Source organism: endosymbiont of Riftia pachyptila (vent Ph05), assembly GCF_000224455.1.
GTDB classification, from domain to species: Bacteria; Pseudomonadota; Gammaproteobacteria; order Chromatiales; family Chromatiaceae; genus Endoriftia; species Endoriftia persephonae.
Map to the genome: position 1 here is coordinate 1 of NZ_AFOC01000007.1, position 20611 is coordinate 20611.

Consider the following 20611-nt stretch of genomic DNA (forward strand, 5'->3'; position numbering starts at 1 on the left):
AATTCATGACTTGATCAGGGGCTCCTTAAATAAATCGTTTGTAGGTTCGACTGTAGTTGGGCTGGCTCGGCTGAAGCTGAACCTACGGTGGCTGTGAGCCGATCTTCTGAATCTTTGGTGCCTTTGTCTGCGCCACCCTTCTCATTTGCGCGAAGCGGGCGAGTGCTCGGAATGTTGAACGATTTGATGTGCCTGAGTGATTTGTTCAGGGCGTTTTGGAACAGATCATTCAGCTGGGGGAAGTGGGATTTCTTGATCTGTATCAATGGCCTGGCTCTAACCATAGGAAAAACCGGGGTTTGTTGGTCAGGATAGGATTTGGCTCGGAATATGCAGATAGCTGAATCGAATTGGACCGTCGGCAGATCAATTAAGTTCCGGGGTCCGGATTCAGAATTTTCGGAATACCGATAATTGATAATCTGACTTGGAGGAAATCCAATGGGTGTACGAGTCAAGACCGGACATACCCTGCTGGCGGCAGCGCTGGGACTGGGTATGACGTTCGGTGCACAGGCCGGCAAGTATCCCGATATTTCACCTCTGCCTGATCTGAAGATCAACAAGGCAAAGGCAGAGTTGGGTAAGCGGCTGTTTTTTGATCGCCGTTTGTCGGGAGATGCAGGTATCGCCTGTGCCGACTGCCATCAACCGAAGCATGGGTATGCGCATCCCGATGCGCTCTCTCCGGGTTATCCGGGCAATGGCCATTTTCGCAACAGCGCCAGTCTGGTCAACACGGCACATAAGAAGGTGTGGAACTGGGATGGTCGTATCGGCACCAACCTGAACGATATGACCCGTGAGATGCTCACGGAAGACTACATCATGAATATGGATATGCGGATCATGCAGGAGCGTGTCAAGCAGGATCCAAAATATCTTGAGATGTTCAAGGCTGCGGGCATGGGCGAACCGTCAAACGGTAAGATCCGTAAGTTGATCCCTGAGTACCTGAAGACCCTGACCTCTCGCGGAGCGCCTATCGATACCGGCAAGATGTCCGCTGCAGCCAAGCGCGGCAAGAAGGTATTCGCGGGTAAGGGTGGCTGCATCCAGTGCCACAACGGTCCGCTGGCCTCTGATGGCAAGGCCCATAATACCGGTGTTCCCGAGAACTTTGATGTCTTCCTCGATCCGATGAACCACCAGGCATTCCTCGCCTTTGCGATGTTTCAGGGTATCGAGAACTACATGAACCTGAAGCGTGATCCGGGTTACTACAACGTCACCCTGAATGCTGACGACATGGGTAAGTTCGTGACTCCCAGTTTGCGTGAGTTGAAATACACCGCGCCCTACATGCACAACGGTATGCTGAAGTCGCTGGATGATGTGATCGCCTTCTACAACAAGGGCGGTGGCAAAGATAGCCGCAAGAGCAAGTTGCTGAAGCCTCTGAAGCTCTCCAAGCAGGAGAGACGCGATCTCAAGGCATTCCTGCTCTCCATGTCCGGTGAGCCTCTGACCAGCAGCAAGTATGTCTGGAAGGAAGCCTATCCGGCTGAGTATCCAGTGATCGAAAACTGGACTCAGGTCAAGAACTAAACGTCGAGGAGACAGCGATGAGTAAGATGAAACAGACTCCGACCCTGTTGGCCGCTGCCATCACGACAGCACTGCTGGCCGGTTGCGCTGCCCAGGTGACGGCGGAACAGTCCGCTGCCCCGGCTGCAGCGCCGGCAGCCGCAAAGATGGCCAAAGGGCCTGCGCCTCTGGCGCCTCTGCCTGCGCCGCCAATTCCGCCGGACAATCTACAGAGCCCTGAAAAGGTCGAATTGGGCAAGATACTCTTTTTTGATCCGCGTCTCGGTGGTGATGCCTCTACCGGTTGCTCCACCTGCCACGAACCCGATCAGGGCTGGGCATGGGCTGAGGACTTCTCCCGTGGTTATCCCGGTACCGTCCACTGGCGCAACAGTCAGACCGTGGTCAATAGCGGTTACATGCCCCGCCAGTTCTGGGCTGGTTCCGCCTCTTCCAATGAGAAACAGGCACGGGGTGCTGCCAGGGGTGGTGTGGCCGGTAATGGCGAGGCCGACATCATGGAATCACGGCTGAGACTGATTCCTGAATATGTCGAGCGATTCCGTGATGTATTCGGTACCGAGTGGCCCTTGGTTCGCGACGCCTGGCGTGCCATCTCCGCCTTTGAGCGCACTTTGAACAGTCGTGGTGAGTATGAGTCCCAGGTGGATAAGTACCTGAAGGGCGACAAGAGTGCACTGAACGCTGAAGAGATCAAGGGCAAGGCCCTTTTCGAGGGCAAGGCTGGCTGTATCCAGTGCCATAACGGCGCAGTGGCCTCTGATCAGGACTTCCACAATATCGGTGTACCGCCGAACAAGCGATGGGAAGAGGATGGCCTGGCACAGATCACCTTCCGCTTTGAGCAATATGCCAAGGGTCAGACTCAGGAGGGCTACCGTAAGGCCAAGTCAGATTGGGGCTTCTACTATCGCTCCAAGAACGCATGGGACAAGGGTAAGTTCCGCACCGCACCGCTGCGCTACCTGAGTTACACCGCGCCCTATATGCACAATGGTGTCTTCTACACCCTGGAAGAGGTCGTCGACTTCTACGATCGTGGTGGTTTTGATGAAGAGGGACGCACCACTCTGTTCCCAGAGAACAAGAGCAAGCTGATTAAACCGCTTGGTCTGACCGACGACGAGAAAGCAGCTCTGGTGGCGTTCCTCGAGGCGATGTCCGGTCCGGAGATCACCATAGAGAAACCCAAGATGCCCGAATATGCACCGCTCTTCACCAGGGCTGAGCTTGAAGCGGCACAGGAGGCAAAATAATGTCTGATATCGAGAAAAAAGACGAGACTGCAGCAGATCACGGCAAGTGCATGCTCAGCCGTCGTCAGTTCCTGATGTACAGTGGTTCTGCGGCAGCCGCAGCAAGTACTGTTTCGATCAGTCTGTTCCCTGGCCAGGCCGCAGCAAAGGCCCGTGTCGTGGGCTATCCGCGCAAGAAGATCGGCCAGCTCAGTGCCCTCAAGGATAACGAGCCGCTGAACTTTAATTATCCCGATGATAGCGCGATGAATATGCTGGTCAAGCTGGGTGGCGTGAAGGCTGGCGGCGGCGTCGGCTCACAGCGCGATGTGGTGGCCTTCAGCTACCTCTGCACCCACCAGGGCGGCAACATGATTGGCAAGTATCAGGCGGTGGGCAACCATCGGGTACTGGGCCAGTGCCCGCTGCACCTCTCCACCTATGATCTGACGCGTCACGGCATCATCGTCTCCGGACAGGCTTACCAGAGCCTGCCCCAGGTGCTGCTGGAGGTGGACGGCGACGATATCTATGCCGTTGGCATGATGGGCCTGATCTTCGGTCGTAACGAAAATCTATCGGAATCCTGAGGAGGAGAATAGACAATGGCAACTAAATATTACCTCCCTGAGGATCATACACCGCTGCCGCCGAAAAGCGCGGATGTGATGACCACCTGTTGCGACTACTGCATCGTGGCCTGCGGTTATAAGATCTATCGTTGGCCGGTAGGTGCGCCGGATGGTGGCCCGAAGGCCTCAGAGAACGCCTTCAATACTGATTTTCCTTCTGGTCCGCTGCAAGCTTGGGTGGCTCCCACCCAGCACAACGTCGTGATGCACAAAGGACGTCCCCACAATGTGGTGATCATCCCGGATAAGGACTCCAAGGTCGTCAACGTTGGCGGTGACTCCTCGATCCGTGGCGGCTGTATCGCGCAGAAGTGCTACAACCCCGACAAACCGACCAACGACCGCCTGACCTCGCCCCTGGTGCGGATCAACGGTACTCTGCAGCCGGTGAGCTGGGACTTCGCCCTTGATATCGCCGCCGACGTGGCCAAGCATGTCATCAAGGAGCACGGTGCCAACGCCTACAGCGTCAAGACCTACTCCTACCAGTACTTCGAGAATACCTACGCGATCAAGAAGTTTGCCCGTCGTCACATCAAGACCGCGGCGTTCACCTTCCACGATACGCCCTCTGATGTGACCTCCACCCCCGGCTTCCGGGATGCAGGTTTCGACAACTTCGGTCCGGCCTACAAGGACTGGGGGGATGCGGATGTCTTGATGATCTGCGGTACCGATCCGTATGAGACCAAGACGATGATCTTCACCCAGTTCATCAAGCCCGCCATCGACCGCGGCCAGAAGACCATTTGGCTTAACGTGCGTGAGACCGCCGGTATCGCCTACGCCAAGAGCCGCGGCAATGCGCTCTTCCTGCAGGTCAACCCCGGTACCGATACCCCGGTATTGGGCGCCATCTCCCGCATCATCCTGGAGAACGGCTGGGAGGATAAGGATTGGATCAAGCACTGGGTCAACGACAAGTGGGGCTCCAGCTCCGGCTTTGGCCAGGGTACTCGTAACACCCCCTGGCAGTGGCGTACTACCTGGGGCAAGTTCCAGACCAATGGTGTCTACGGCAAGAAGGGCTACAAGGCCTGGGTCATGTCCCAAAAGGAATATGAGCCCGAGGTGGCGGCCAAGATCGCCGGTCTCGATGCCAAGGATCTCTACAAGGCAGCCGAGTGGCTGACGGGGGCTGGCAAGGCGCGTCCCAAGGCGTCCTTTGGTATCGAGAAGGGCTTCTACTGGTCCAATAATACTGGCAACACCAATGCAATCTCTTCGATTGCCACCATCTGTGGTGCAGGTGGGCGTCCGGGTCAGGTGGTTGGTCGTTTCGGTGGCCACCAGCGTGGTGGTGCCGGTGGTGGCAGCTATCCGCGCAATAGGTCACCGGAGAAGGTGCCGGGGCGCCGTCGTCGCTCCCTGGATACCGATCGTTGGCTCTATTCAGGCCACACCCGCATGGCGCATGTCATCGGCACCACCTGGATCCAGGCGATGACTGGCTCCAACGGTCTGCACGCCAAGTTCGAGGAGCTGGTGACCAACAATCCAAACCAGGTCACCTCCTGGGAGAAGGATGAGATCATCAAGACCCTCAAGGCACGTGCCGACTCCGGCGGTACCGTGGTGATCGACCAGGATATCTACTTGCGCGATCCGATCGGCGCCCGCTTTGCGGATATCGTCTTTCCGGCTGCCACCTGGGGTGAGGAAGATCTGGCCCGCGCCAATGGCGAGCGTCGTATCCGCCTCTACCAGAAGTTCTACGATGCACCCGGTGATGCCAAGCCGGACTGGTGGATCATCGCCGGGCTGGCCAAGCGGATGGGTTTCGAAGGCTTCGATTGGAAAGACTCCAACCAGGTCTGCGAAGAGTCCTCCCGCTCCAGCCGCGGTAACCGCAAGGCCTACCACATGATCAAGGTCGCCGCCCATGCCGAGGGCAAGACCCTGCATCAGAAGCTGGCAGAGTTAGGTACCGAGGGCATCCAGGGGCCGACCTTCTACAATTACGAGACTGGCGAGCTGTTGGGGTCGGTGCGGCTGCACAACACCACCATGACTCAGGAGCAGATCGAGAAGGAAGGGCGCACCAAGGGTGCCAACATGATCAACAAGAAGGGAACCCACTTCAATTCCCAGACCGGTCGTGTGAACATCCAGAAACACCCCTGGAGCCTCTATGCAGACTACTGGGAGTGGATGAGTCCGAAAGAGGACGAGCTGTGGCACACCAACGGTCGTATCAACGAAGTCTGGCAGTCTGGCTTCGATGATATTGAGCGTCGCGCCTACATCACTCAGCGTTGGCCGGAGAACTTCACCGAGATCCATCCGGATGATGCCGCGGCCCGCGGTATCGAGTCGGGTGATCGGGTGATGCTCTACTCCAACCGCGTACCGGTGCACAAGAACACCATCAAGGGTGTGCATGGCAAAGACTTCCAGTTTTCTGAACTGATGAAGAACGGCCATATCGCACTGGAGAAGGGTGCCACCACGGCGATCGCGATCGTTACGCCACATGTGAAGAAAGGGACACTCTACTCCTACTTCATCACCCAGGGTCAGCCTTCGAATGCGCTGCAGGGGCGTGTGGTGGATAACATCAGTGGTAACTACAACTACAAACTCGGTGTCTGCAAGATTAAGAATCTTGGCCCTTCCGAGTATAAGGATGAGTTCCGCAGCATGTCGTTCGCACCGCGTAACATTGTCTGATCACATCTTCACTCTTTACTGAGTGACATGCGGGGCTTCGGCCCCGCTTTTTTTTGCTATGCAGGGCGAGTCCTATCCTCCTCACTATTTCATGGGCTACACTGGTCTCTGCCGGAGCCGGCCAGCTCCGATCGGCGTGGAGGAACGCCGCCACACAGGGAGCAAAAGGGGCGTCAGAATCCTGTGGAACCGATAATCAGAGCAGCGGATAGGAGCCACTCTCGTTGCATAACTCACCTGGGTGTTCACCTCTGTTCCCCCGTCTCTCCTTGCTGAGCCATCCATATTGAGGGGATTGCATGATGACAACAGTAGATTCAGATGCTGGTGGAGCCAGNCCAGCCTGTGCCGATGCGCAACAAAAATATCATCCTGTGCTCCGATGGCACCGGCAATCGCGGTGGTATTGGCAAGGGTACTAACGTATGGCGACTGTTTCAGGCGGTGGACCGACATGGCCATCTGCAACAGGGGGCGGATGAGCAGGGTGACGATGCACCCTGTGAGCAGATCACCTTCTATGATGACGGGGTCGGCACCTCTGACTACAAACTCCTGAAACTGCTGGGCGGTGGCATGGGCTTCGGTCTCAGTCGTAATATCCGGGACATCTACAGCTTCCTGGTAAAACATTACCAGACTGGCGATCGGATCTACCTGTTTGGTTTCAGCCGTGGCGCCTTCACCGCGCGCTGTGTGGCCGGCCTGATCGATACCTGCGGCATCATCGAGCCTGGTGCAGATGATGATGAGCTGAAGAGGCGGGTGAGTGAGACCTTTGCTGCTTATAAATTCAGCTATTGGCAGGGGCTGAGTGGCATGGATCGACTGGCCAGCCTCGCTGATGACAAGTTGAAACAGGTTGGCATCAAGTACCGCAGAGCCTGGCGATGCCAAACCAACCATGGTGAGGATGGCAGGGAGGCCCCTTCCACTGTGTTGGTGTCTGGGATACGGTGGGGGCGGTTGGCATGCCGGTAGATGAGTTGCGCGATGGCCTAACCTGGCTGCTACAACAGCTGGCCCGGATTCGCTTTCTTAGCAAGTATGTGCCGGTGGTTGAGTTTCTGGATGGCACCCCGCCCAGACATATGCAGCATGGGTTTCACGCCCTGGCAATCGACGATCAGCGCCAAGCCTTTCACCCTACGCTCTGGAAAGAGAGCGGAAACCCGGCAGAGGGGGCGCAGGTCGAACAGGTCTGGTTTGCTGGCATGCACTCCAACGTCGGTGGCGGCTACCCCAAGGATCAACTCGCCCTGGTCAGTCTCGACTGGATGATGGACCGGGTCGAGGCGTGTGGAGTGCGTTTTCTCGAATCCAGCCGTGCAGCGGTCCGCCAGCAGTTGGATGAGCATGGCAGGATGTACGATTCACGTGCTGGTCTAGGCATCTACTATCGCTTTATGCCCCGTGATCTGACAAAGCTCTGGAGTGATGCGACAAAGAGTGATGCGGCAAGGCCTATACTGATCCACCAGAGTGTCATGCAGCGCATTAGCGCCGCCACCCAGGGCTATGCCCCCCACAATCTTTCATCGAGCTTTAATCTGGTGAGTCGCACGGCCCTGAACCCGCCTGTTTACCAGCAACAGCCTTGGCAGGTGGATGCCGGCAAGTGTGACTATTACGATGTCTGTTTGGCGCGCAGTGCTCACTATGCCAGTTGGCGGCGGATCATCTACATGCTGCTGGTTGGCGCTACGCTCATCTTTCTGGGCCTGATCACCATGCTTGATCCCATACCCCAGGGAGAGATGATTGAAGCTTCACCGTTGTTGGGTGGGTTGATCAGCCTGCTGCAGTTTCTACTGCCGGATATGCTCGGTGGCCGTCTCGAGGCGCTAGGTGCCTACGAGGCGCCATTCTGGAGCCTTGTCGGGGTGCTTGCCCTCCTGTTTGTGGGCCATCGTCTGCTCAAGCGGAAGATGATAAATAGCGCCCAGGCGGGTTGGCGAAGGATCTTCCCGCTAAAGTCAGACTAACCAGTGTTGATCATGCAGAGCTACCAAACTACTCCCGGATCGAGGCAGCCGCTGGGTGCCTCACTCTCTTCGGCAGGCGCCAACTTCTCTATCGTCAGCCCTGACGCCACCCGGGTCGAGCTGCTGTTGTACGAGCATCATGATAGCCAGGCGCCGTTTCAGGTGATCGAACTTGATCCCGAGGTCAACCGGACCTTCATGTGCTGGCATGTCTTCGTCAAAAAGCTGAAGGCTGGCATCCACTACACCTGGCGGGTCGACGGTCCGTCGGACCCTTATCTGACAGGCAAGCGTTTTGATCCCAGCATCGAACTGCTCGACCCTTGGGCCAAGGCGGTCAGTGACAGTCGTTGGAATCGCACAGCCGCAATGCGTGGTGAAAAAAACGGCAGCATGCGCGCCATCGTGGTCAAGACCAAGGTCGGTAGCGGCGACCGGGAGGAGCGCCGCCGCCGTCGCATCCGGAAGGGGGCGTTTCGCTCCCAGGATGCGATCATCTACGAGATGCATGTGGGTGGATTTACGCTGCACCCCTCATCCGGGGTGGCGCCGGAGAAACGTGGTACCTTCGCTGGTGTGATCGAGAAGATCCCCTACCTGAAATCCCTCGGTATTACTCATGTGGAGTTGCTGCCGGTGATGGCATTCGACCGACAGGATGTGCCGGCGGGAGTGGCCAAGCGGGGGCTGAGCAACTACTGGGGCTACAGTACCCACAGCTACTACAGCCCGCACCCCCACTACTGCATCAGCCCGGAACGCGGTACCCACCTGGATGAGTTCCGAGAGATGGTGGATGCGCTGCACGAGGCGAATATCGAAGTGATCCTCGATGTGGTCTTCAACCACACCGCCGAGGCGGGAGAAAATGGGCCGGTGATCAACTTCAAGGGGTTGAACAACGACGTTACTTACCATCTCGATCCGGATGAGCCGAGCCGCTATCGGGACTTTACCGGCTGCGGCAATACCGTCAACTGCAACAATCCGGTGGTTTCCAACTTTCTGGTCAGCTGCTTGGAGTTCTGGGTCAACGAGCTGCATGTGGACGGCTTCCGCTTCGACCTCGCCAGTGTGTTGTCGCGGGGCGAGGATGGCGAGCCGATGGCCAGCCCACCGATCATCTGGGCGATCGAGCTGTCACCGGTGCTGAGCACCAAACGCATCATTGCCGAGGCTTGGGACGCGGTCGGGCTCTATCAGGTCGGCAATTTCCCCGGCTATCGCTGGAGCGAGTGGAACGGGCGTTATCGGGATGTGGTGCGGCGTTTTGTGCGCGGCGATCCTGGTATCCTCGGCGAGGTGGCGACACGCATTAGCGGTAGCAGCGACTACTATCGACACCAGGGGCGCCACCCCTTCAACAGCATCAACTTCGTGACCTGCCACGACGGCTTCACCTTGTGGGACCTGGTCAGCTTCAACCATAAACATAACCAGCCGAACGGTGAGCACAACCGGGATGGTCACAACGACAATCTCAGCTGGAACTGTGGTGTAGAGGGGCAGACCGAGGATGCAGAGATCCTCGCACTGCGGCGGCTGCAGGTGAAAAATTTCATGGCGATCCTGATGCTCAGCCAGGGGTTGCCGATGATCCTTGCCGGTGATGAGGTGCTGCGCAGCCAGCAANGAATAACAATGCCTGGTGTCAGGATAATGAAGTCGGCTGGTTCAACTGGGAACTGACCGAACAGAACAGGGAGATGTTGCGCTTCACTCGAGGCATGATCGCTCTGCGTAAACGTCACCCAAGCTTGAAACGGCGTCAGTTTTTGACCGGTGTGCCAGCGGCGGCGTCCGAGCTGGCCGATATCACTTGGCATGGAAAGAAATTCGGGCAACCTGCCTGGGACGATCCGGTTTCACGGGTGCTGGGTTTCACCCTCGCCGCGGTCGCGCCGGGTGAAGCCCATCTGCATGTCATCATGAATATGTCTGAGCGGCGACAGCGTTTCTCTCTGCCAGCAACGCCGGACATCAGCTGGCGGTTGGCTGTGGATACTGCTGCGGCTGCCCCTGATGACATCCCTGACCCTGATCAGCAGCCCTACCTCACTCGCGCTGAATTCGAGGTGGAGGCGCACAGTCTGGTGGTGCTGGAGGGGGAGGACTGCGGTAGCGGTTGCACAGACTGAGCCTTGCCATCATCATCACCCCCTTCATCCAGATTGCAAAGCAGAGAGGCAGATGGGTAATTCGCTACAGGATCAACTGCTACAGGCGGGAATGATCGCTAAACAGAAGGCCAAAAAGATCAAGAAGGCCAAACACAAACAGGACAAGCAGCAGCGCAAAACCAAGAGGCCTGTGAGTGATCAAGTCAAACAGCAGGCGCAGCAGGCACAGCAGCAGAAGGTGGCGCGGGACCGGGAGCTGAACCGGCAGAAGCAGCAGGCGGCAGAGCAACGGGCTGTTGTGGCGCAGATCCGCCAGCTGATCGAGCAGAATCAGGTGTCGGTAGAAGAGGGGGCTGAGATCGCCTACAATTTCACGGATGGCAGCAAAATTCGGCGTATCCATGTCAGCGAAGGCCAGCATGCCCTGTTGAGCAATGGCCGGCTCGCTGTGGTGCGACAGGGAGAGGGTTACGCGATGGTGCCGGCGGTAGTCGCTGAAAAAATCCGCCAGCGGGATGCCAGTGTCATCCTGGTGCTGAATGAGTCACAGCCGCAGGATGACGAGGATGATCCCTACGCTGACTTCAAGGTGCCCGACGATTTGATGTGGTAGGCGTTGTCTGCTTAGCCGCCTAGCAGGGCCGGCTTTTCGCCACTGCGCCGCCGACGTTGGGATCCACTAGCTGAGCGCTGCTGTGCAGGCCGTGTCGGCTTCTTGTGTGACTTGCTCTGGGAGCGGCGCTGGCCATCGGCGTGGCCGGCATGATCGGCATGGGAGTCGCCTCTTTTCTGCGTATTCGATCTCTCTGTCTGTGCACCAGAAGTGCTGCGTTTTGCACTAGAGCGGCCTTCGGAACGGCGCTGCTGGGGTTGCCCCGATCGCCGGCCCTGTCTCTGTCCGCCTGGCGCGCCGCGTCCCTGCCTGATCGGCTCTGCCGGGATGCTTGGGTCGGGTTCGTAACCGGGGAGCACCTTCTCGGTAATCTTGCGCTTCAGTAGCCGCTCGATGTCCCGCAGCAGCTTGTGTTCGTCGATGCAGACCAACGACACCGCCTCGCCCTCGTTGCCGGCGCGACCGGTGCGGCCGATACGGTGCACATAGTCCTCCGGCACATTCGGCAGCTCATAGTTGACCACATGCGGCAGCTGATCGATATCGAGCCCGCGGGCGGCGATGTCGGTCGCCACCAGCACCCGTACCTCACCACTCTTGAAGTTGGCTAGCGCCCGGGTACGTGCCCCCTGACTCTTGTTGCCGTGGATCGCCGCGGCGCTCAGGCCATCCTTCTCAAGCTGTTGTGCCAGCCGGTTGGCACCGTGCTTGGTGCGGGTGAAGACCAGCACTTGGCGCCAGTTGTTGGCGCCGATCATGTGGGAGAGCAGCTCACGCTTGCGCGCCTTGTCTACCGGGTAAACTACCTGGCTGACTAGCTCGGCGGCGGTATTGCGGCGGGCCACCTCGATCTGCTCCGGCTGGTTGAGCAAGTCGCTGGCCAGCCGTTTGATCTCCTGCGAATAGGTGGCGGAGAAGAGCAGGTTCTGGCGCTCATGGGGCAGTAGCCTCAGCACTTTGCGGATGTCGTGGATGAAACCCATGTCGAGCATCCGGTCTGCCTCGTCAAGCACCAGGATCTCGATGTGGGAGAGATCCAGGGTCTTCTGTGAAACGTGGTCGAGCAGGCGGCCGGGGGTGGCGACCAGGATGTCGACGCCGTGACGTAGCTTTTCGATCTGTGGGTTGATCTTCACCCCGCCGAAGATCACGGTGGATTTTAGCGGCAGATATTTGCCGTACTGCTCCACGCTCTCGCCCACCTGTGCTGCCAGCTCTCGGGTTGGGGTCAGCACCAGCGCCCGTACCGGGCGGCGGCCTTTTCCTTGAGCATGTTCCTCGAGCAGTTCCAGCAGCGGCAGGGTGAAACCGGCGGTCTTGCCGGTGCCGGTCTGGGCGCCAGCCATCACGTCGCGGCCGCTGAGGATGACCGGGATCGCCTGCTGTTGGACTGGCGTGGGTTGAGTGTAGCCCTGTTCGGAAACAGCACGCAGGATCGGGGCCGAGAGGCCGAGTTTCTCAAATGACATAGTGTTTTTGATTGCGCCAGAGGCGGTTGGGAGTAGAGCGTTGTGGGGGAAAGCGTAGAGATTGTCGCTGAATCGCGAGACTCTAGCGCGTGCTAAGCCAGATTGCAAATTCAGACCACACGACACCACTATCACGTCATCTATCTCAGCAAGTCGTTGTGTTACCACCAAGAGCACAAAGGACACGAAAGCGATAACAGTTTGTTTCTAATGCGGCTTTGTGCCCTTCGTCATTGCATGACGCAGTCTTGTAGACGGTGTCCTATTCGTAGCCCGGTGGCCGTTTGCCCGAGAGCAGATAGGCAAAGGCGATCACCTCGGCTACCGCACGGTAGAGGGCCTCGGGGATCTCATCACCCAACGGGATTTGTGCCAGCAGGGCACTGAGTTCGGTGTCCTGGTGCAGCGGGATATTGTGCTCTTTGGCGATAGAAAGGATCTGTTCCGCCACTGCCCCCCGCCCTTTAGCAGTGAGCCTGGGGGCGTTGCTGCCATCGTAGTTGAGGGCGATGGCGAGGTCGGCCTGCCGCTGTTTGTCGTCGCTCATGCCTTTTCATCCAGTAGCGAGAGGCCGCTGGGCAGTTCCCGCTCTTCTGTCGGTATGCCCTGATAGGCCTTGATCTGTGTGACTTCGAGGCCAGCCTTTTCGAAGGCGCTTTTCAGTTGGCTGGTATGTCGCTTCAGCAGTTGGGTGGTGTGTGACTGTTCCGCCCAAAATAGACTGGAGATGCTTTTTCCCTGCAGTCGCAGTTGTACCCGCATCGGACCGAGTCCCGCTAGGTTCATGCGCAGGGTGAGGCTCCAGATCTGTTCTTCATCCGGGTTCTCCTGAGTGCCCTGTCGCTTGATGAAGATGGTGAATAGATCGGTCTGATCCGCATTGCGGATCGGCAGCTCAAACTGCCACAGTTGGCGACTGGGGTCATCCTGGGGGAGGGAGTTGAGCTGCAGCGTTTCGATGCGGGCGAGGCCGGAGTCGAGCTGCTTAGCGAGGTCAAGCAGCAGCCGGGTGGCCGCTTCGCCCAGTGGTTGAGGTGCCTGGGGGGCGGCTTGGGGGAGTTGAAAGCGGCTTGCCACTCCAGCTCTATCTCCGAGCGTGAATTTGAGTACACCGAGCAGCTGCAGCAGACTGATCTTCAGGTCGCCCGCCTGTGGCCTGCCCTCCAGCAGGCTGCGTTCGCTGAAGAGGCCGCTGTTGCTCACGCCTTCACGCAGTCGCTGGATGAGCTCCGGCCGAGCGGAAGTGAGCAGCTGTTGGGTGATCTGGCCTATCGACTGGCGCAGACTCTCCGGCAGCTCCCGGCTGGCTGGGCTGGAGAGCAGTTCGGCGAAGCGCTGGAATAGCTGTGTAAGGGGCTGTTGTCGCGGCAGGATCGATTTCAACAGAGTACTCTGGATCTCAGCCAGGCTGCGTCCGGTCACCAGCTTGAGTTCCGGCAGCTCGCCTGCCTTCTCCACGCTCAGGGTAAGCTGCTGTCCGGTCTTGATGGCAAGTTGGGTCTGGGCGATTAGTTTGGTGACACCGATCTGCAGCCGCACACTGCCATTGATGTTGTCGCTCAGGGCCGTGGCCTTGAGCAGTTGCCCCGGCTTGAGGCTATTTAGCAACTGCTCCCGGGAGGGGGGCGGCGAGAGCTGCTCGGTCAGTTTCAGATGGGTGATGTGCATGGGCTGGTGCCGAAACCCTCTTTCAAGCGCTAAACATCCCTGCCGGCAGGGGCTGGAAAAAGTATAAGCGACTTGGAGGGCGATTCAATTTCGCTTTGGTTGCGCCGCTAACGGGGAAGACGAGGTGGCTGATGTCTACTGCGATGAGTGAACAGGAACAGAGATACCCGGACCAATGGCTGTTGCGCTGTAAGGGGGTGAAGCACGGGCCCTATCCAGCGGCTAGCGTGCGCCGTAAGCTGTTGCGGGGTGAATTGGAGCTGAGCGATGAGATCAGCCGAGATGGCCGCCAGTGGCAGCGGATTTTGCATGTCGCAGATGTGGTTCCCCTGCAACTGCGCGCCCTGCTTGGTGAGAAGCAGGCAGGGCGTCTGTTTGCCCATCGTGTGCACTCTGGGCATGAGCGGGAGGATGCACTCAGCGCACCTCTGAGTCCTGTGGTCATCCTCGCGTTGGTTGCGGGGCTGCTGAGCTTACTTGGTGTAGCGCTCTGGTTTGGCGTGCCGCCGCCAGTAGATCCACCCCGATGTGATGCGCCGCCCGGGCCAGGTGTCAACTGGCGCAACTGCGTGCTGGCGGGGGTCGATGTGGGCTCGGCAAGCCTGCAGGGTGCCAATCTGAATAGTACAATTCTGCGTGGTGCACATCTGACCGCCACCAATCTGGAACATGCCGATCTGCGTTATGCAAATCTGACCAAAGCCGATCTGGCCTATGCGCTGCTCAGCGGGGCGAGCCTGATGGGGGCGGATCTGCGTGGTGCGGATCTTTCCCACACTGATCTGCGCGGAGCAGATCTGCGGTTTGCCGATCTGAGCGGGGCGAGCCTGGCAGGTGCGCAGCTGCAGGATGCGCATTTTGACCAGGCGCTCTGGCTGGATGGCAAGCCCTGTCTGGTGGGCTCCAAAGGCAAATGCCTGCGCTGAATCTCACCCTTTCTGGGGCTGATCCTCTGGCCGGCTGGAGAAGGATTCGGTCTCGTATCGGAAAATCTGCACACTGCCGGACCAGTGGTTCTCGGGGAGTCCTGCCTTGCGCTTCAGTTGGCGAAGAAAATCTTCCGGTTGTGGCAGTGAATCCCAGACTGAGGGGAGGAAGGTGCCGCGATTATAGCCCTCTTTCAGGATCAGCCCGTCGCGACCGGGGCGCAGCTGGGCGAGCAGCTCGGCCTCGGAAGTGAACTCCAGTGGCACAGAGGGGGTCAGGATGGAGATGTGGAGTTCGATGCTGCTCAGCTCGCTGCGTTTCAATGGCGGGAAACGCGGATCCCGGAAGGCGGCGGCGTAGGCGTTGTCGGCGACATCTTTCACTAGTGGCTGGAAGGCCTCCAAGTGGCCGATACAGCCGCGCAACATGCCATGTTTGTTGAGTGTGACGAAGCTGGCGCGTTCCTGCTGCAGGGGCTCGGGGTAGGTGTCAAGCTTGGTCTCGGGGGCGCAGCCATTGTCGAGTCCATAGGCTATCGATTCGAACGCGACCGCCATCAGCGTGTCACGCTCCACGCTGCCCAAGCGATCGGTGGTTACCTCTATCATGGTCTCTACCATGTGTCGCCGGGAGCAAAAAAGCAAGTCTGGATTCACGCTACCCCATTCGCCATAATCCCGCCCTTTTCACACACAGGAAGCTCACCGCATGTGGTTTAAAAATCTGCGTATCTACCGTTTAAAGCAGGCGTTTGATCTCTCCCAGGAACAGCTGCAGGAGCTTTTGCAGGAGCGGGCGTTCCGCCCCTGTGGTCCTAATGAGCCGTTATCGGTGGGGTGGGCGGCGGTGGTTGCCGGTCAGGAGTCAGGCTTCTGTCACGAAAATACCGGTAGCCTGATGATCTGCATGCGTCAGGAAGAGCGGCTGTTGCCTGCGCCGGTGATTAACGAGGCGGTGGCGGAGCGGGTTGCGGCGGTGGAGGAGGCGGAGGCGCGCCGCGTTTCCCGCAAAGAGCAGCGGGAGATGCGCGATGAGATCACCTTTGAACTGCTGCCGAAGGCGTTTACAAAATCCTCTTATCTGCATGCTATGATCGATCGCTCGAATCGCTGGATTCTGGTGGATGCGGCCTCGGCAAAGCGGGCGGAAGCGCTGTTGAGCCTGTTGCGGGAGACACTGGGCAGCCTGCCGCTTCGTCCGCTTGAGAGCCAGATTGCCCCTGCGGCAGTACTGACCGACTGGGTCCGGGAGCCAGAGAGCAAACCGGGTTTCCTGCTGCTGGACAGCTGCGAACTGCGCGACAGCAACGATGAGTCTGCAGTGATCCGCTGCAAGGGCCAGGATCTGGCAGCTGAAGAGATCGGCGTTCACCTGGCGGCGGGAAAGCAGGTGGTGAAGCTGGGGATCGAGTGGGAAGAGCGGATCTCCTGTAGCTTGGAGTCCGACTTGGCGCTGAAGCGTTTGCGGTTTCTGGATCTGATTCAGGAAGAGGCAGCGGAAGCCGAGGCAGAGGATGCTATCACCCGCTTCGATGTGGATTTCGCCTTAATGAATCTGGAACTGCGACGCTTTTTGCCGCGGTTGCTGGAGCAGTTTGGTGGGTTGTTGGAGGAAGGGTAGCGGATCTTCTTTGTCAGACTTGCGGTCTTCAAACAAATACCCAACTGATAGAAGGGTTTAGTTGACTTGGGTCAATGCCAGGCGGGAAGGGCAACGGGTAGTCTATGCCTGCAACGTACACGGATTGGTCGTTTCCGTGGATAAGCGCTAGTCTGCAGGTGGGGTATTCTAAGCCCTCTAAGCCTCCTGGGTTGGAGGCCCCACCTGCGTTTTTTTCTCCCCGAATCCTCATTGAGAGCTGAAGCAGCACGCTACGTTGCTTCTACCTGGATCCGTGCGCCATTACGATGGCGCACGTGGCGCCATCGTAACAGCCTACAGATCAATAGCCGTAGAACTCCTTGAACCACTTGCCGAAGGCGGCGACGCCATCTTCCAGCTTGGTGTCCGGCTTGTAGCCGGTGTCCTTGATTAGATCATCCACGTCTGCGTAGGTGGCAACCACATCGCCATCCTGCAGCGGCAGCATGTTGACCTTCGCCTTCTTGCCCAGCGACTCTTCCAACAGCTCAATGTAACGCATCAACTCGGTGGGGTTGTTGCTGCCGATGTTGTAGATGCGGTAGGGCGCACGGCTGCTGGCGGTGTCCGGGTTGTCACTGTTCCAGTCCGGATTGGGCTGGGCTGGGCGATCCAGCACCCGAATCACACCCTCGACGATGTCATCGATGTAGGTGAAGTCACGCTGATGCTTGCCGTAGTTGAAAACGTCGATGTGCTCGCCCTTCATGATCTTGTGGGCGAACTTGAGCATCGCCATGTCGGGGCGGCTCCAAGGGCCATAAACGGTGAAGAAGCGCAGTCCGGTGGTGGGTAGCCGGTAGAGGTGGCTGTAGGTGTGGGCCATCAGTTCGTTGGCCTTCTTGGTAGCCGCGTAGAGGCTCACCGGGTGGTTGACGTTGTCATGCACCGAGAAGGGCATCGAGGTGTTGGCACCGTAGACCGAGCTGCTGGAAGCGTAGACCAGGTGCTCCACGTCGTTGTGGCGACACCCCTCCAGGATGTGGCCGAAGCCCATCAGATTGGAGTCGATATAGGCGAGCGGATTCTCGATAGAGTAGCGCACACCGGCCTGGGCCGCCAGGTTGACTACCCGGTTTGGCTTGTGGGTGGCAAAGAGATCGGCGATACCTTCACGATCCTCCAACTCCATCCGGATGTCGGTAAAGTTGGGGTGGTCCTGGGTACGCGCCAGGCGCGCCTTCTTCAGGTTGACGTCGTAGTAGTCGTTGAGGCAATCGATGCTGATGACCTCATCGCCGCGCTCCAGCAGGCGCAGCGCCAGCGCGGAGCCGATGAAACCGGCACCGCCGGTGATCAAAACTTTCATGGATTCTCCTTGGGAACCTTGAGTAATCGGGGTCGGGGCGGATGCCCTAGTTACAGGCGACCGTCCACCTGATCGGCGGGCAGGATATTCTTGACGTCGTAGAGTACGCCATCGGGTTTGCACAGGGCGCGGATCTTGTCGATGCCCATCTCGACAAACTCGTTGTGCGCTACTGCCAATACCACTGCGTCATAGGCACCCTCTTCGAGGTTGTCGATGGGGGTGACGCCGTACTCTTTGTGGGCTTCGTCCTTGTCCACCCAGGGATCGTAGACGTCGACGGAGGCGCCGTAGTCATCGAATTCGGCGATGATGTCGACCACGCGAGTGTTGCGCAGATCGGGGCAGTTCTCCTTGAAGGTCAAGCCGAGCACCAGCACCTTGCCGTTGCCGGAGATCACGCCGCGCTTCATCATCAGCTTGACCACGGTGTAGACCACATAGGAACCCATGCTGTCGGAGAGGCGACGGCAGGCAAGGATGATCTCGGGCTGGTAGCCGGTGGCCTGCGCCTTGTGAGCGATGTAGTAGGGGTCGACACCGATACAGTGGCCACCTACCAGGCCGGGCTTGAAGGGCAGGAAGTTCCACTTGGTGCCAGCGGCCGCCAGTACCTCCTCGGTGTCGATACCGAGGCGATTGAAGATCAGTGCGAGTTCGTTGATCAGGGCGATGTTGACGTCGCGCTGGGTGTTCTCGATGACCTTGGCAGCCTCGGCGACCTTGATGCTGCTCGCCTTGTGGGTGCCGGCCTGGATGATGCTCTTATAGAGATCATCAACATAGTCGGCGACATCGGGGGTGGAGCCGGAGGTGACCTTCTTGATGGTCACCAGGCGGTGTTCTTTGTCACCGGGGTTGATGCGCTCGGGGCTGTAGCCGGCGTAGAAGTCCTGGTTGAACTTGAGCCCGGAGATCTCTTCGATGATCGGGATGCAGTCTTCTTCGGTGGCGCCGGGGTAGACGGTCGACTCGAAGATTGCGACATCGCCAGGCTTGATCAGGCTGCCAAGCATGCGGCTGGCGCCGATCAGCGGGCTCAGGTCGGGCTGCTTGTGTTCGTTGATCGGAGTAGGAACCGTAACGATGTAGACGTTGCAGTCCTTCAGATCGTCCGGATTACTGCTGTAGCTGAGTTGAGGGCAGGCCTTGAGCTCTTCGGGTTCTACTTCCAGGGAGCTGTCGCGGCCCTGTTTCAGTTCCTCTACCCGAGCTTCGTTAATATCGAGGCCGATGGTTGGATACTGTTTGCCAAATTCGACGGCCAGAGGCAGACCGACGTAGCCCAGTCCAAGTACACCGATTCGTGTGTTCCTGAGGTCGAACATGCTGAGTCCTTGTTTATAACTTGTTGTAATTTAAGAGAATAACTAGATAGAGGGTTCTGCAGTAAGGGTGCAAAAAACCTTACGAATAGTAGCGTGTGGCTAATTCAAAGGCGAGATTTTTTCTTGAAGGTGAGATGTCGTTCCGAAAAATCTCTGGAGTCGAATCCAGCCGCCTTCAGCAGTGGCAGAGCCTGCTTTGCTGCGTGCTTATCCGCAATTACCACCACCACGCGAAATCGTTGTGCCGGGGTGCGGAACCAGTCGAAGTGGAGCGCCGGAAAACGGGCGGTGAGATGGGCCAGCATGGCCTCCGCCCGGTAGGGTCGGCTGAACTCGACCAGGAGCAGTTTCTGTTCACTTGCGAAGTCGGTCTGGCGCTGGCTAGTGGCGGTGGCAGCATAGCGGCCAAGCAGGCTCTGTAGATGACGGTAGATATAGCGGCTGTACCAGTCGGCGCCATCGGGGATCGGTGCATCCCCTTTGGTGATGCGACTGGGACCATAATTGTAGGCCGCCAGCGCACGGTGTAGATCGCCATCGTAGCGCTGTAGCAACTCCTTCAGATAGCGTCCGCCCGCCGCCACGTTACGACAGGGCTGATAGAGATCGGCGAGCCGATAGATGCCCAGATGATTGGCGGTCCCAGGCCACTGGATCTGCATCAGACCGTGGGCATTGGCTTTGGAGATGGCATTGGCGTCGAAGTCGCTCTCGCCCCGGGCCACGGCCAACAGCAACAGCGTGGGCAGCTGCTGGGCTGCCGCAGCCCGCTGGAAGCAGTGCAGATAGGGGAGCCTAGCTGAGATGGCAGGCTGATGCTCCTGCTGTTCAAGAAACGCCCGCCAACGTTGCTGCATCTCGCTGGATCGAGCGGATGAGGATCCAGGTGCTGCATAAAGCAGTGCCGGTATTAGCAGCAATGCGAGGGTGGCGGCGCCTCGGCTCAGGAAGGCCATCTATGGCGTTCCCTGTTCGATGGGAAGGCCGCTGGCACTGCTGATCAGCGCGAGTCCGACGCGCCGGTCTGGTTCGCCACGGTAGGCAAACTGGGCCTGGTATCTGCCGCTGCCGCTCTGTTCCACGTGGACTTCACGGCCACTGAGCCGGGCGATGCGGCTGGCAAATCCAAGCGCCGAGAGCTCGCTGCGGAAAGGTTTCCAGAACGGTTGCCAAGCCAGTGGCTGCTGTTCCGGCGAACTCACCTCTGACGGGGAGAGGGTTGCCGGTTGATGTTTCGTCGATTTGGCTTGGGCGATGGGCTGGCTTGCTGCCCTGCTAGTCTCTGCTGGTGCTGGAGTAGGCCGCTTATCGTGTTGTACCGCCTCGCTTATCTGCCCAAGAGTTGCGTCAACCTTGCTGTGCAGTTCGGTCAGTTGAGGTGGATCGAACAGGCTTAAAAGCAGTAGTGCAGCGATGCTGCTGCCGGTGATAAATCCCAATATCCTGAACATCTCGTCCTCCCGCGG

At 58.5% G+C, this 20611-nt stretch carries 17 protein-coding genes and 1 pseudogene; 10 read left to right on the forward strand and 8 right to left on the reverse strand.

All coding sequences use genetic code 11. The annotated features are described in order from the left end of the window. The first annotated feature begins 441 nt into the window (after positions 1-441). From RIFP1SYM_RS01870 to RIFP1SYM_RS01905, 8 genes and pseudogenes are all read left to right on the forward strand, one after another. A complete protein-coding gene (locus tag RIFP1SYM_RS01870) occupies positions 442-1548 on the forward strand; it encodes a cytochrome-c peroxidase (RefSeq protein ID WP_005958939.1) in 1107 nt (368 codons plus the stop codon). Positions 1549-1565: 17 nt separating this feature from the next. Then, positions 1566-2804 (forward strand): cytochrome-c peroxidase, encoded by a 1239-nt coding sequence (locus RIFP1SYM_RS01875; protein WP_005958940.1) that lies wholly within the window; start codon positions 1566-1568, stop codon positions 2802-2804. After that, complete coding sequence (locus RIFP1SYM_RS01880; protein WP_005958941.1) at positions 2804-3373, forward strand: arsenate reductase (azurin) small subunit; 570 nt, start codon at positions 2804-2806, stop codon at positions 3371-3373. The genes RIFP1SYM_RS01875 and RIFP1SYM_RS01880 overlap by 1 nt, the downstream gene beginning before the upstream one ends. A 15-nt stretch (positions 3374-3388) precedes the next feature. Continuing rightward, the gene (locus RIFP1SYM_RS01885; protein WP_005958942.1) at positions 3389-6085 is read left to right on the forward strand and encodes an arsenate reductase (azurin) large subunit; all 2697 of its coding nucleotides are present in this window, start codon (positions 3389-3391) and stop codon (positions 6083-6085) included. Between the two features lie 351 nt (positions 6086-6436). Continuing rightward, positions 6437-7066 (forward strand): phospholipase effector Tle1 domain-containing protein, encoded by a 630-nt coding sequence (locus RIFP1SYM_RS18535; protein ID WP_276123607.1) that lies wholly within the window; start codon positions 6437-6439, stop codon positions 7064-7066. Next, entirely contained in the window at positions 7057-8070 is a 1014-nt protein-coding gene (locus RIFP1SYM_RS18540; RefSeq protein WP_139042035.1) for a phospholipase effector Tle1 domain-containing protein, read from the forward strand. The genes RIFP1SYM_RS18535 and RIFP1SYM_RS18540 overlap by 10 nt, the downstream gene beginning before the upstream one ends. Before the next feature lie 12 nt (positions 8071-8082). Further along, positions 8083-10208: pseudogene (gene glgX, locus RIFP1SYM_RS01900) on the forward strand (glycogen debranching protein GlgX). 52 nt (positions 10209-10260) lie between these two features. Then, positions 10261-10803, forward strand: a complete 543-nt coding sequence (locus RIFP1SYM_RS01905) for a DUF2058 domain-containing protein (RefSeq protein WP_005958947.1) — start codon at positions 10261-10263, stop codon at positions 10801-10803. Between the two features lie 11 nt (positions 10804-10814). Here the strand turns inward: RIFP1SYM_RS01905 and rhlE are convergent, their stop codons facing one another. From rhlE to fliK, 3 genes are all read right to left on the reverse strand, one after another. Continuing rightward, on the reverse strand, positions 10815-12272 hold the full coding sequence (gene rhlE / locus RIFP1SYM_RS01910; RefSeq protein ID WP_006473886.1) for an ATP-dependent RNA helicase RhlE: 1458 nt from the start codon (positions 12270-12272) through the stop codon (positions 10815-10817). 262 nt (positions 12273-12534) lie between these two features. Next, entirely contained in the window at positions 12535-12819 is a 285-nt protein-coding gene (locus RIFP1SYM_RS01915) for an EscU/YscU/HrcU family type III secretion system export apparatus switch protein (RefSeq protein WP_005958949.1), read from the reverse strand. Further along, positions 12816-13940: a flagellar hook-length control protein FliK gene (fliK, locus tag RIFP1SYM_RS01920; protein WP_005958950.1), complete on the reverse strand. Its 1125-nt coding sequence runs from the start codon at positions 13938-13940 to the stop codon at positions 12816-12818. The genes RIFP1SYM_RS01915 and fliK overlap by 4 nt, the downstream gene beginning before the upstream one ends. A 131-nt stretch (positions 13941-14071) precedes the next feature. Here fliK and RIFP1SYM_RS01925 point away from each other — a divergent pair, with 131 nt between their 5' ends. After that, entirely contained in the window at positions 14072-14866 is a 795-nt protein-coding gene (locus RIFP1SYM_RS01925; RefSeq protein ID WP_006473884.1) for a pentapeptide repeat-containing protein, read from the forward strand. A gap of 3 nt (positions 14867-14869) precedes the next feature. Here the strand turns inward: RIFP1SYM_RS01925 and amrA are convergent, their stop codons facing one another. Next, positions 14870-15475 (reverse strand): AmmeMemoRadiSam system protein A, encoded by a 606-nt coding sequence (gene amrA / locus RIFP1SYM_RS01930; protein ID WP_039959574.1) that lies wholly within the window; start codon positions 15473-15475, stop codon positions 14870-14872. Between the two features lie 100 nt (positions 15476-15575). Here amrA and rdgC point away from each other — a divergent pair, with 100 nt between their 5' ends. Beyond that, complete coding sequence (rdgC, locus tag RIFP1SYM_RS01935; RefSeq protein ID WP_005958953.1) at positions 15576-16487, forward strand: recombination-associated protein RdgC; 912 nt, start codon at positions 15576-15578, stop codon at positions 16485-16487. A 322-nt stretch (positions 16488-16809) separates the two neighbouring features. Here rdgC and RIFP1SYM_RS01940 read toward each other — a convergent pair whose 3' ends face one another. The 4 genes from RIFP1SYM_RS01940 to RIFP1SYM_RS01955 form a co-directional block, all read right to left on the reverse strand. Continuing rightward, positions 16810-17817 carry an NAD-dependent epimerase gene (locus RIFP1SYM_RS01940; RefSeq protein ID WP_006473882.1) on the reverse strand — a complete coding sequence of 336 codons (1008 nt, stop codon included), beginning with the start codon at positions 17815-17817 and terminating at the stop codon, positions 16810-16812. Positions 17818-17867: 50 nt separating this feature from the next. After that, positions 17868-19145 (reverse strand): Vi polysaccharide biosynthesis UDP-N-acetylglucosamine C-6 dehydrogenase TviB, encoded by a 1278-nt coding sequence (gene tviB, locus RIFP1SYM_RS01945; RefSeq protein ID WP_005958955.1) that lies wholly within the window; start codon positions 19143-19145, stop codon positions 17868-17870. Between the two features lie 104 nt (positions 19146-19249). Beyond that, on the reverse strand, positions 19250-20101 hold the full coding sequence (locus RIFP1SYM_RS01950) for a lytic transglycosylase domain-containing protein (protein WP_005958956.1): 852 nt from the start codon (positions 20099-20101) through the stop codon (positions 19250-19252). Continuing rightward, complete coding sequence (locus tag RIFP1SYM_RS01955) at positions 20102-20596, reverse strand: hypothetical protein (protein WP_005958957.1); 495 nt, start codon at positions 20594-20596, stop codon at positions 20102-20104. Positions 20597-20611: the final 15 nt, after the last annotated feature.